Here is an 11,782-nt window from a genome sequence, read left to right on the forward strand (position 1 = left end):
GAACATCGATGCCACCGTGGCCCGTCTCCTCCCGGTCCTCCGCGAAGCCACGATGCACCAACCGCCCGGTGTGGAAGCCGCCTTCGGAACCCAGCTCACCGCCCTGCTTGGCCAGCTCGACGCCGCCTGTGACGGCCTGGACGCCCTGACCATGGCCGTCGAAGAACTTTTTGGCACGCACCCGGATGCCCGAATCCTCACCAGCTTCCCAGGTCTCGGACCGATCGCCGGGGCCCGGATCCTGGCCGAAATTGGCGATGACCGCACCCGGTTCGCGACCGCAGGCTCGCTTAAGGCCTATGCCGGGGCGGCCCCGGTGACCCGTGCCAGCGGCAAGTCCCGCACGGTATTGGCCAGACGGGTGAAGAACAACAGGCTCGCCGCGGCCGGCTACGTCTGGGCCTTCTCCGCCCTGACCAGCTCTGCAGGTGCACGTTCTCACTACGACCGGCGGAAAACCGCCGGCGACAGACACACGGCCGCCCAGCGCAATCTCTTCAATAGACTCCTCGGCTGCCTCTATCACTGCCTGCAAACCGGCTCGAGCTACGACGAATCAGCCGCCTTCCCCAACAGCGTTGCGAGGGCCGCTGCTTGACCTCTTAGCCCCATCAGATGTCTTCTTTGTGGGCCCTGAATAGGTAAGAATCAGGGTTGCTGGCCTGTCGGCCCCGGCATTATTTCTACCTCCAGTCGTTCATGATCCAGGGGGTGTCACCGGGGTCCGATAGGCGTCGGAGGATCGGCGGCCAGAGCGATCAGGATGACGCCAGTGGAAAGCTTCTTCACGGTTCCCCCAACAGGAAGTGGCATCAGCGGTCCGTTCAAGGCATTCTCGCACGCAATGCGCCGCCGGGGGTCTGATCTGATCCCCGGAAGTTGGACTGAGAAATCAGTTTTGACCCCGGAGAGTAGTTCACGCGTGTGCGGGGGGGGTATGCCCGGGGTTCGCGGCACTTTAGACCGCGGCATTCGACGTATCTGTACCACAATTCCCCGCTTCGAAAGTCAGCCTACACCGTCTACCATTCAACGGTTATTAGGCTGAGGGAGCTACCTTGCTGGAGCCAGATGATGCATGGGCTCTATACGGCATCCTAAATCGTAAGGGTGCCAAGAACGGCACGGTCATCGCTGGCAGGCTGTTTCTTAAGTTGGGTTACCAATTGCAGCAGCCAAAGATCCTGAACGGTGCTGTCATCCCCAGTGGCCTGGCAGTCGCTCGACGTTAGTATGGCGCTGTGCCATTGTGAGCCACTTCCTGCGGTCCTTCGCAGGACATGTGGTTGTATCCAAAATGCTCGTCCAAAATCCGGGAAGGGGTATGGGGTCTTCGCCTTGGCTACTGACTGACCACATGGAGCCGCCGATCGTCGAAGTGGAAGCTCGCGGTAACCAGGTCGCCGCGGAATCCGAGACATCGGTTCGGTGCCAAACCTGGGTAGGCCAACCGAAGGCGGAGAGATCGATGCCCGATCATAGTTATGAGTTACTCGGCTCCTTTTCTTTCTGTAAATGTGCGTCACAGAGCCAGAAAATTTGGGAAATTGGGGCATCCTTTTCTGTGTGACCAAAAGCGCGTTCTCGCTTTCAACAAGGAAGTTCTCTTGCTGATGCTGCGTATTGGTATGGAAGCGTCTGAGGGGCAGCCCGTGCCCCGGATAGATGTTCGGCGATTGCTTATCGAGAGGACTCCACCCTTGGAAAATGACGTATTGCGGCCTGGCCCAGAAGTCTTGGAACGTCGTCTCATTGAGCTGTCGACCCATGAGATTCTCGACGGACTCAACCGGTTGCAAGGAAAAACCCCACAGCATGCTGGAAGCAGGGATCTGCTTGCTTCGGTCGTTGTGGCGTTGGAGGACGCCCCGGACGCTGCGGTCCAGATGGTGCATAGTCTGTCCGGGCGGATGGTTACGCGTGCCCTCACCGATGCAACGGCGGGTGATTCCGGGCTCCTAAATCTGATCGTGGCCGATCGCCTAACTGACGACCCGAATGCCAACTACATCATCAAACTCCGCCTTTCGGCGGCGTTGTACGCGTCAGACCCGAGTGGCTCTGATAAAGCACGGGAGAATCTTCTGGGTTCTTACGAAAACCTCGAACGCAACCCGAGGGTGGCATCAAACGCGGTCGGTGCGTTGGCTGACCAACTTGCCGCGTTGATTGTCGCGGACGCATCACCGGAACTTGGGCGCGCAAGCAACTTCAGCGCGACCGAACTGTCGGTGTTTCTCCGGGGGCTGTGAGGCCAGTAGTACACACAGGCGCTTACCCGAGGCGGGGGACCCCGCCCCTCGGTTGTCGCGGCACCAAGCTGCAACAGCCGGCACCTCGTACCGGACAATACCTCCTCGCAGTTTTATGGTGGGCGGTCCGACGCCGACACTCTGCCAGTTCGCCAAGGTCTTCGGCGAAATCTCCCCGAGGGACGCCAGTTGTGCCCGGGTCAGCAGCTTTACAGGTTCGGTGTTCATGTCTCGTTCCATGGCTGCTGCTATGCGCAGCGAAGATGCCTCGCGCGTCACTTTTCCGTCAAAGCGTGTGGAAAGCGTGTGTTCTGTGGCGGCCAACGCATGGAAAAACCCCTCTCGACTGGCGTTTTGCATAGTCGAGAGGGGTTCGTTCGAGCCCCCTGCCGGATTCGAACCGGCGACCCCCTGTTTACAAGACAGGTGCTCTGGCCAACTGAGCTAAGGAGGCGGGCTGGCCCACGGGCCAGCGTGCCGGACAAAACCGGCTAGATAAGGGTAGCCCAGGCGGCGGCTCAGCGTGAAACTCGCAAGCCGCCGCCAGGGCGCCGCGCCGCGACCCGGCGCGGCGGTTGGATCAGGCGCGGGCGTCGATGATGCCCTTGGCGAACTGCTGGAAGTCGCCGGCAGTGTTCGGATCCCACTTCTGCCCATCCACGTAGACGGTAGGCGTGCCGCCCACCTGGTAATCGGAGAAGGTCTGGTTCACGAACTTGGCCCACGGACGGAATTCGCCGTCGTCGATGCAGGAGGACACGTCGGTGGCGCCAGCGGTTTCGGCGATGCTGGTCAGGGTGGCGTTGTCCAGGCCTGCTCCGCCTTCGGCCGGCTGCTGGGCGAACAGCTGCGTCAGGTAGTCGTTGAAGACCTCGGGGCTGGAGTCGGCAACACAGGCCACGGCGTTGGCAGCGCGGGACGAGTAGTTGGTGGTGGACACACGGTCCAGGAAAGTAGCCACCCGGTACTCGACGGTGGCGTCACCGGAAGACGTGAGTTCGGTGAGGTACTCGCCGTACTGCCCTTCAAAGCTCTTGCACACCGGGCAGCCCATGTCCACGTACATCACGATGTTGGCCGGCTCGCCCTTCGGTGCGGCGGCCACACCGGCCGGCACTATGACGTCGCCTTCGGTGGAGGCAGGGGCGGGAATGTTCGCCACATCCACGTTGACGGGGTCGGTGTCCGCCAGCCCGTTCTGCGTGATGGTGATGCCGCCGTTGGCGTTGCCATGTGCCGGTGCCGCCCCTGCGTCGGCAATCTGGCCGCGCTGGTTGGTGATCACCACTGCGGCAATCACACCGATGATCACCAGAACGGCGACCACCACCCCGCCCTTGACCAGCAGCGAGTTGCGCTTTTCCCGCTTCTGCTGTGCCTCGCGCATCTGGCGGGCCTTCTCGCGGGCCGCTGCGGTGCGCTCGGCCTTGGTCGGCTTAGGGCTGTTTTGGTGAGCCATGAATCCTCGCGTGTTCTCGGTCTGCTTCGCCCGGGCAGGGCGCATCAGCATCAGTTTAGTTGCAACTTCAACGTTTAGGCGGCATCAGTGGCCTCGTTCACGTCTGTCTCTGGGGTAACGGTCGGGGGGAGCCAGAGGTTTCCATTCCTTATAAGGTCATATTCAGGGCGACTTCACACAAAGGAGAGTCAATTGGCGGATTCCGCTCAGAACAGTAGCGATGCAGAAGGACGCCAGTACGGTGAGTACGACCTGATCGTCGTCTCCAACCGGCTGCCGGTGGACCACACCGTCGACGAGAACGGGCAGGGCGAGTGGCGGCGGTCGCCGGGCGGGCTGGTCACGGCATTGGCGCCGGTGATGGCCAAAACCGAGGGTGCCTGGGTGGGGTGGCCCGGGGTCCCGGACGAGGAATGGGACCCGTTCGACCACGACAATATGCACCTGGTGCCGGTGGCTTTGAGCGCCGACGACGTTGAGCTGTACTACGAAGGCTTTTCCAACGCCACGCTCTGGCCGCTGTACCACGACGTGATTGCGTCGCCGGAGTTTCACCGCGCGTGGTGGGAGTGCTACAAGACGGTCAACCGGCGCTTCGCCGAGGCCACGGCGGAAATTGCCGCCGAAGGCGCCACGGTCTGGGTGCAGGACTACCAGTTGCAGTTGGTTCCCAAGCTGCTGCGCGAGGCGAGGCCGGACCTGCGGATCGGGTTCTTCAACCATATTCCGTTCCCGCCGCTGGAGATCTTCGCCCAGCTTCCGTGGCGTCGGCAGGTGATCGACGGCTTGCTCGGCGCCGATCTGCTGGGCTTCCAACGTCCCAGCGACACCAGCAACTTCCTTCGCTGCGTGCGCCGCTTCAGCGGTTTCAATGTGCGCCAGCAGCAGGTGCAAGTGGAAACCAACGACGGCGGTGTCCGCCACTGCAGGGCCGGCGCCTTCCCGATTTCCATCGATGTGGAGCGCATCAGCGAACTGGCCCACCGTCCCGACGTGATCGCCCGGTCGGAACAGATTCGGCAGGAGCTGGGCAACCCGGAGACCGTGGTGCTGGGCGTGGACCGGCTGGACTACACCAAGGGCATCGGGCACCGGATCAAGGCCTACGGGGAACTGCTTGAAGACGGCAAGCTGGCCGTTGAGAACTCGGTGCTGATCCAGGTGGCTTCGCCCAGCCGCGAGCGGGTGGAATCCTACCGGCTGCTGCGGGAGGAAATCGAAGGGGCTGTTGGCCGGATCAACGGAACCTTCGACACCTTGGAAAACACCGCCATCCGCTACCTGCACCATAGCTACCCGGTGGAGGAGATGGTGGCGCTCTACCTGACAGCCGACGTGATGCTGGTGACCGCGCTGCGCGACGGGATGAACCTGGTAGCCAAGGAATACGTTGCCTCGCGCAAGGCAGCGGACGGGGCGCTGGTGCTCAGCGAGTTTGCCGGGGCCGCCGACCAACTCAAGCAGGCGATCCTGGTCAATCCGCACGATATCGACGGGCTCAAGGAGGCGATTGTCCGGGCCGTCAACATGCCCCGGGCCGAGGCCAATCGCCGGATGCGGGCCATGCGCCGGCAGATCCTGCAGAACGACGTGGAGCACTGGTCGCGTGCGTTCCTGCGGGCCCTTGAGCATGCGGGGACACATGACTGAGCCCAACCGCGACGGAACCGTGCCGGCAGAACTGCAAGCGGCGCTGGAGCGTCTGGCCGGAACCGAGACGCTGCTGGTGGCGCTGGATTTCGACGGCGTGCTGGCACCGATCGTGCCGCGGGCCGAGGATGCCCGACCGCTGCCGGCCTCGGCGGCTGCCGTTGCGGCACTGGCTGATCTGCCGCGCACGTCCACCGCCTTCATCTCCGGCCGAGCACTGGCCAGCCTGCGCGCCGTGGCCTCGCCCGACGAGCGGACCCTGCTGATCGGCTCCCATGGCGGCGAAGTCTTCACCGGTCCGGACAGCCCGCCCTTGGTGTTGGACGAGTCGCAGCGGCACGCGTTGTCGGCGGCAACCGCCGTCGTCGAAAAGGTCGTGGCTGCCCACCCGGGCACGCGGCTGGAAGCCAAGCCGGCCGGCGTCGTACTCCATACCCGCACCGCCGCGGACGATGTTGCAGCGGCTGCCACGGAGCGGGCGCGGGCAGCGCTGCAGGAAATTCCCGGGCTGCATCTCAGCGACGGCAAGCGCGTGCTGGAGACCTCGGTGCTGACTGCGGACAAGGGCCAAGGCATCGGCCTGCTGCGCACTTTCACCGGCGCGACCGGTGTCTTTTTCGCCGGCGACGACGTCACCGATGAGCACGCCTTCGCCGTCCTGCGGCCGGCCGACGTCGGCGTCAAGGTGGGTCCGGGCGATACCGCGGCGCAATACCGGGTGGACTCTCCGCAGTCGTTTGCTGCGGTCTTGGCTTTGCTGGCGGAGCTCCGGGGGGCTGCGGCCCAGGCGTAGCCCCCGTGCTGTGCCGCCGGGCCGGGGCAGGTGGGGCCAGCCCCGGCTTCGTGGGTCCACAGGGGTTAACGTAGTTAATCCGCAGGGCCTGGCGGCATCCGGCGGCACCGCCTGTTCACCGGTTCTTCGCCGGTGCTCCGCCGGGCGCTTTGACAGCCGTGGCATACTGAGGGCGTGAGCCGCCTCACGGTGTGGGTGCGGCGAGCCGCTTGGAAACTAAATATTCACCCATCACTACGGATCGTCGGGCACGTACCTGCCCGTGAAGGGAAAAACATTATGGCAACGGTAACGTTCGATCATGCCACCCGCTTGTACCCGGGCACCGAGAAGCCCGCGGTGGACAGCCTCAACCTGGAGATTGCCGACGGCGAATTCCTGGTTCTAGTCGGCCCATCCGGCTGCGGCAAGTCCACTTCGCTGCGGATGCTGGCCGGCTTGGAAGACGTCAATACCGGACGGATCCTGATCGGCGACCGGGACGTGACGGACGTGCCGCCCAAAGACCGCGACATCGCGATGGTGTTCCAGAACTACGCCCTCTACCCGCACATGTCGGTGGCCGACAACATGGGCTTTGCCCTGAAGATCGCCGGTGTGTCCAAGGAAGAGCGTGCCGAGCGGGTCCGCGAGGCGGCCAAGCTGCTGGATCTGGAAGAGTACCTGGACCGCAAGCCCAAGGCCCTCTCCGGCGGCCAGCGCCAGCGCGTTGCCATGGGCCGGGCGATCGTGCGCAACCCGCAGGTGTTCCTGATGGACGAACCGCTCTCCAACCTCGACGCCAAACTGCGTGTGCAGACCCGCACCCAGATCGCCTCGCTGACTCGCCGGCTGGGCGTCACCACCGTCTACGTCACGCACGACCAGGTGGAAGCCATGACCATGGGCGACCGTGTTGCGGTGCTCAAGGATGGTGTCCTGCAGCAGGTGGACACCCCGCGCGCTCTTTACGACCGGCCGGCGAACGTGTTCGTGGCCGGCTTCATCGGCTCCCCCGCGATGAACCTGCTGGAACTGCCAGTGACCGACGGCGGTGTCCAGTTCGGCGGCCTGACCTATCCGGTGCCGCGGGACCTGCTCGGCGAAGCGCACGGCAACACGGTGACGCTGGGCGTCCGGCCGGAGGATCTGGAGCGGGCCGAGGACAACCACGGCCTGGCCGTGTTCGTGGACGTGGTCGAAGAACTCGGCGCCGATGCCTACGTCTACGGACACACCGAGCTGGACGGCACGCGTTACGAGATCACCGGCCGGGTGGACGGACGGACGCCGCCGGCAGCCGGCAGCACCGTCTACGTGCGTCCCAAGGAGGGGCACGTGCACCTGTTCGACACCCAGACCGGACTGCGTCTGGGCGAGCATGCACCCGGCACTCCGGAAGCCTCGGTGGCTGACCTCAACGTTCCGGTCGAGGCGGGAAAGACAGCCGACTAGGTCCACGCCTAGGATGTAGTCATTATGGCTGCACACTCCGGCACCGGCGGCCCTGTCCAGGGCACCGCCGCCACGGCTTTGTCCGGTGGGGCCGCGGCGATCGCTTCCTTGAGCATCACCGCGGCCACCACCGACGAGCGGCTGCTTGACCTGCCGTGGCATCTGGCCTTGGAGGACTGGCCGGCCGAAAATCTGGCCGCGCTGCCCCGAGGCCTTTCCCGGCACGTGGTTCGGTTTGCCCCGTTGGGCGCAGGCGTGGTGGCCATCAAGGAAACCGCCGAGGAGCCGGCCCGGCACGAATACCAAATGCTGCGCAAACTGCAGCGGCTGGGCATTCCGTGTGTCGAGCCAGTAGCCGTGATGACCGGCCGCATGCGCACCGATGGGTCTGACCTGAAGCCGGTGCTGGTCACGCGCCACCTTCGCTTCTCGCTGCCCTACCGAGCCCTGTTTTCCCAGACGCTTCGCCGGGAGACCCTGACCCGCCTGATCGACGCGCAGGCGCTGCTGATGGTGCGCCTGCACCTGGTCGGTTTCTATTGGGGTGATGTCTCGCTGTCCAATACGCTTTTCCGCCGCGATGCCGGCGCGTTCGCGGCGTACTTGGTGGACGCCGAAACCGGCGAACTGCACCCGCAGCTCTCCGACGGCCAGCGGGAATACGACCTTGAGATCGCCCGGGTGAATATCGCCGGCGAGATGATGGATCTGGTCGAAGGCGGACTGCTGGAAGACAAAGTGGATCCGGTGGCGACCAGTGAGCGCATCATGGACAGCTACCGAAAGCTCTGGGCGGAGCTGACCGAGGAGGAGTCGTTCGATCTCGGCGAGCGGTGGCGGGTCAACGCCCGCATCCGGCGGCTGAACGACCTGGGCTTCGACGTCGAGGAGTTCTCCATCAAGAGCACCTCCGACGGAACCAGCATCCGGCTCCAGCCCAAAGTGGTGGACGCCGGACACCACCAGCGCCGCCTGCTCCGGCTCACCGGCCTGGATGTCCAGGAGAACCAGGCCCGGCGGCTGCTCAACGACCTGGATGCCTACCGCGCGGACCACCAGTCCGAGCAGAGCGAGGAAGTCAGTGCCCACAGCTGGGTCCGCCACGTCTTCGAGCCGATCGTCAAAGCCATCCCGCGCGAGCTGGCCGGAAAGCTGGAACCGGCCGAAGTGGTCCATGAGGTGCTCGAGCACCGTTGGTATGTCTCGGAAGACCAGGACCGGAACGTGCCGCTGGCCGAGGCTGTGCAGTCGTATGTCGATTCGGTGCTGCGCCACCGGCGGGACGAGGCGGCCATCATGCTGAATCCGGACGAACAGACCGCAGCCGCCTTTGCGGCAGCCGAGACCGACGAAGGCTGACGCCGCTTAGCCCTGCTGCGGCCCCGCCGTCGTGCTGAAGACCGCCACCAGGAAGTCCGACGACGGCGTGAAGGGCCGCAGGTCCCACGTGGACAATCGCAGGTCCGCTGCCAGTCCGGCGGCGGATGCGTCGGAGAAGAACGCGTCGAAGTCGTAGCCTCTGCCGGCTCCGAAGCCGGTGACGAGCCGGCCGCCGGGAGCCAGGTGAGCGGCCAGGTTACGCAACACGTCACCCGAAGTCCCTGGGGCGAGGAAGGTCAGCACGTTGCCGGCGCTGACGATCACGTCGAACGGTTCGGCGATGCCTTGGGCGGGCAGGTCCAGTTCAACCAGGTCGCCCACCAGCCAGGTACAGTCCGGGTGGTCCTTGCGTGCCGCTTCGATCAGCTCGGGATCCACGTCCACGCCCACCACCGTGTGCCCGCGGCGGGCCAGTTCGCCGCCCAGCCGTCCCGGGCCGCATCCGGCGTCGAGGATCCGGCTGCCGCGGGGCAGCATTGCATCGACCAGCCGGGCTTCACCGTGCAGATCGGCGCCGTCGGCCCGCATCTGTTCGAAGCGCTTGATGTACCACGCCGAATGGCCCGGGTTCTGGCGCTTCATTTCTTCCCACAGCGTCTCTTTCCTCATGAAACTAGCCTACGTCCGAGGCAACTGCTTGCTGCCGGGTGCGGCCCTCGGGCAAGGCCTTGCCCGGATTGAGCAACCGTTGCGGGTCAAACACGTCCTTCAGCCGGCGCTGCAGCTCCAACACCTCTTCGCTCTGCTCGCGTCCGAGCCACCGCACCTTGTACTGCCCCACCCCATGTTCGCCGGTGATCGTGCCGTCCAGTGCCAGTCCTACGTCGATCGACTCGTCCAGCGCCGCGTTGAGTGCCGGCACCTTCGCCACGTCCCCAGGACCCACCCAGAAAGTCGGGTGTAAGTTGCCGTCGCCCGCGTGCGCCACCACCTTGAGCCCGACTCCATGCCGTTCGGCAATTCCCTGTAGCTGGTGGATGTAGTGCACCAGCTGGGAACGAGGCACCGCCACGTCCTCGCCCACCCGGAAATCGTCGTCCACCTCGGCCCCGCGGCTGTGCCGGCGAAGATCGACCAGACGGACCGCCTCCTCGGCATCGGCCGCCTTGATGTCGCCGCCGAGCCCGGTCAGCACCTCGCTGATGATGCCGGCTTCCACGCCAGCTGCATAGCCGTCGGTCTGGATCAGCAGCAGCGCCCCACCTCGGCTTCGCAGGTTGGACCCCTGTTCCATGTCCAGCTGGGCCATAGTATTTCCGTCCAGCAGCTCCATGATGGCAGGCTGCACCCGCGCGCGGCCGACGGCCAGCACGCCGGCAGCGGCAGCCGCTACATCGGGGAAGAACGCCGCCACCGTCTCCACGGCCGCCGGCAGGTAGCGCAGCCGGACGGTCGCGCCCACCACCACGCCCAGCGTGCCCTCAGAGCCCACGAACAGTCCGGTCAGGTCATAGCCGGCGACGCCCTTGAAGGTCCGGTGGCCCGTATGGATCAGGGTTCCATCGGCCAGCACTACGTCGAGAGCCAGCACGGATTCGCGGGTCACGCCGTACTTTGCGCAGCGCAGACCACCGGCGTTCGTGGCGATGTTTCCGCCAATCGTCGAGAGGCGGTAGCTGGCCGGGTCCGGTGCGTACATCAGTCCGTACTCAGCCACCGCAGCGTTCAGGTCCGAGTTGACCACGCCGGGTTCCACCCGGGCAATTTCGTCCTCGGGATGGATCTCTAGGATCCGGTCCATACCCTGCAGGTTGAGCACCAGGCAGCCTTCCGTGGCGTGCGCGCCACCGGACACGCCAGTGCCGGCGCCGCGGCAGACCACCGGCACCCCGGCAACGTGCGCTGCCCGCATCACAGCCTGCACGTCTTCCACGCTCTGTGCTCGGACGACGGCGATGGGCAGCCGATGGTCCAGTACCGGCCCTTGATCGACGGCGCTGGCGGCCAGGTCAGTCGGGTCGGTGCTGACAATGCCGGCCGGAAGCGAACGCACCAGCCCAGCAAGGAAGGAATCGGTCACGGTCTCAAGACCTCCAGAAGTAGTTCGGTGATGATCTCCTGCCGGTCAGAACCGGCAGGCATTATGGGCCTCTGGCCTGGCAGTCGTTCAGGCTGTGGCCGAGTCAGTTCAGCGGCCCCGCCGTCTTCCCGGGTCCGCGCGCCCGGATCATGCTGGGCCGCCCATGAACCGGACATAGCGGGCAAGCACTTCAGGCCATCCAGCGGCATAGGCGGCCCGCTGCTGTTGGCCGTCGGGCATGTTTTCCCAGCCAGAGTGGGCCAAATGTATCTCGGTGCTGCCAGGCGCGGCTTCCGCAAAGTCGATGCGCAGTTCGCCCGATGCCGCAGGGCTCGTACCCGGGTGCCAGGTCAAGCGCAGGTGGCTGTCCGGTACCCAATCCAGGATTTCGCCCCAGACGAGGACTTCATCCTGAATGCTCGTTTCGGTGATGACCTTGTCTTCAAACTCCACGTGGCTGCCCTCCCCGGCCACGCTGTGGCTCTCCACGGGCCACCACAGGTGGATGAGGTCGGTGAACCCCTCAAAGGCCTCCCTGCTGTCCCGCGCGACAGTGACGCGGCAGTGCACCGGTTCCGCGTTCTTGGCTGGTTCGGGTTCCCGCGGCGCGTGGGAGAACAAAGACGTGTCCATACACCCAGCCTAGTCTGGCTCGTGTAATTTGCTGCCGTTTAACGGGGGAAGGCCCCGCCGTCGTTGGCGGGGCCTTCCCTGTGTAAAGAATGTCCGGCGGTGACCTACTCTCCCACACCCTCCCGAGTGCAGTACCATCGGCGCTGTGGGCCTTAGCTTCC

The 11,782-nt window shown here is 65.0% G+C and carries 10 protein-coding genes and 1 tRNA gene; 6 read left to right on the forward strand and 5 right to left on the reverse strand.

The genetic code is table 11. The features are described from left to right. Together E4J89_RS19090 and E4J89_RS19095 are read left to right on the forward strand one after the other, a co-directional pair. The coding region (locus E4J89_RS19090; RefSeq protein WP_136787795.1) for a transposase at positions 1–598 on the forward strand (598 nt) is incomplete at its 5' end. A gap of 1,102 nt (positions 599–1,700) precedes the next feature. Next, positions 1,701–2,252, forward strand: coding sequence for a hypothetical protein (locus tag E4J89_RS19095; RefSeq protein ID WP_136787796.1), 552 nt, complete (start codon positions 1,701–1,703; stop codon positions 2,250–2,252). 380 nt (positions 2,253–2,632) lie between these two features. Here E4J89_RS19095 and E4J89_RS19100 read toward each other — a convergent pair. Together E4J89_RS19100 and E4J89_RS19105 are read right to left on the reverse strand one after the other, a co-directional pair. Further along, positions 2,633–2,706 (reverse strand) — tRNA-Thr (locus E4J89_RS19100). A 126-nt stretch (positions 2,707–2,832) separates the two neighbouring features. Further along, on the reverse strand, positions 2,833–3,711 hold the full coding sequence (locus tag E4J89_RS19105) for a thioredoxin domain-containing protein (RefSeq protein WP_136787797.1): 879 nt from the start codon (positions 3,709–3,711) through the stop codon (positions 2,833–2,835). A gap of 192 nt (positions 3,712–3,903) precedes the next feature. On the opposite strand from E4J89_RS19105, the gene otsA reads away from it, so the two are divergent. From otsA to E4J89_RS19125, 4 genes are all read left to right on the forward strand, one after another. Further along, positions 3,904–5,361: an alpha,alpha-trehalose-phosphate synthase (UDP-forming) gene (gene otsA, locus E4J89_RS19110; protein WP_136787798.1), complete on the forward strand. Its 1,458-nt coding sequence runs from the start codon at positions 3,904–3,906 to the stop codon at positions 5,359–5,361. After that, positions 5,354–6,154 (forward strand): trehalose-phosphatase, encoded by an 801-nt coding sequence (gene otsB, locus E4J89_RS19115; RefSeq protein ID WP_136787799.1) that lies wholly within the window; start codon positions 5,354–5,356, stop codon positions 6,152–6,154. The genes otsA and otsB overlap by 8 nt, the downstream gene beginning before the upstream one ends. 279 nt (positions 6,155–6,433) lie before the next feature. Then, entirely contained in the window at positions 6,434–7,588 is a 1,155-nt protein-coding gene (gene ugpC, locus E4J89_RS19120) for a sn-glycerol-3-phosphate ABC transporter ATP-binding protein UgpC (protein WP_136787800.1), read from the forward strand. A gap of 24 nt (positions 7,589–7,612) precedes the next feature. After that, positions 7,613–8,947: a DUF4032 domain-containing protein gene (locus E4J89_RS19125; RefSeq protein WP_136787801.1), complete on the forward strand. Its 1,335-nt coding sequence runs from the start codon at positions 7,613–7,615 to the stop codon at positions 8,945–8,947. A 6-nt stretch (positions 8,948–8,953) separates the two neighbouring features. Here the strand turns inward: E4J89_RS19125 and E4J89_RS19130 are convergent, their stop codons facing one another. From E4J89_RS19130 to E4J89_RS19140, 3 genes are all read right to left on the reverse strand, one after another. After that, positions 8,954–9,577: a class I SAM-dependent methyltransferase gene (locus E4J89_RS19130; RefSeq protein WP_136787802.1), complete on the reverse strand. Its 624-nt coding sequence runs from the start codon at positions 9,575–9,577 to the stop codon at positions 8,954–8,956. Between the two features lie 4 nt (positions 9,578–9,581). After that, on the reverse strand, positions 9,582–10,964 hold the full coding sequence (locus tag E4J89_RS19135; RefSeq protein ID WP_240691997.1) for an FAD-binding oxidoreductase: 1,383 nt from the start codon (positions 10,962–10,964) through the stop codon (positions 9,582–9,584). Positions 10,965–11,135: 171 nt separating this feature from the next. Further along, the gene (locus tag E4J89_RS19140; protein WP_136787804.1) at positions 11,136–11,621 is read right to left on the reverse strand and encodes an SRPBCC domain-containing protein; all 486 of its coding nucleotides are present in this window, start codon (positions 11,619–11,621) and stop codon (positions 11,136–11,138) included. Positions 11,622–11,782 lie beyond the last annotated feature (161 nt).

The organism is Arthrobacter sp. CAU 1506 (assembly GCF_005047635.1).
Taxonomy (GTDB): domain Bacteria; phylum Actinomycetota; class Actinomycetes; order Actinomycetales; family Micrococcaceae; genus Crystallibacter.

Excerpts from the sequence above, each read along its gene's own strand:
- E4J89_RS19125 (WP_136787801.1), top strand. The coding sequence starts at position 7,613 with ATGGCTGCACACTCCGGCACCGGCGGCCCTGTCCAGGGCACCGCCGCC.
- otsB (WP_136787799.1), top strand. The coding sequence starts at position 5,354 with ATGACTGAGCCCAACCGCGACGGAACCGTGCCGGCAGAACTGCAAGCG.
- E4J89_RS19105 (WP_136787797.1), bottom strand. The coding sequence starts at position 3,711 with ATGGCTCACCAAAACAGCCCTAAGCCGACCAAGGCCGAGCGCACCGCA.
- E4J89_RS19140 (WP_136787804.1), bottom strand. The coding sequence starts at position 11,621 with ATGGACACGTCTTTGTTCTCCCACGCGCCGCGGGAACCCGAACCAGCC.
- E4J89_RS19130 (WP_136787802.1), bottom strand. The coding sequence starts at position 9,577 with ATGAGGAAAGAGACGCTGTGGGAAGAAATGAAGCGCCAGAACCCGGGC.
- ugpC (WP_136787800.1), top strand. The coding sequence starts at position 6,434 with ATGGCAACGGTAACGTTCGATCATGCCACCCGCTTGTACCCGGGCACC.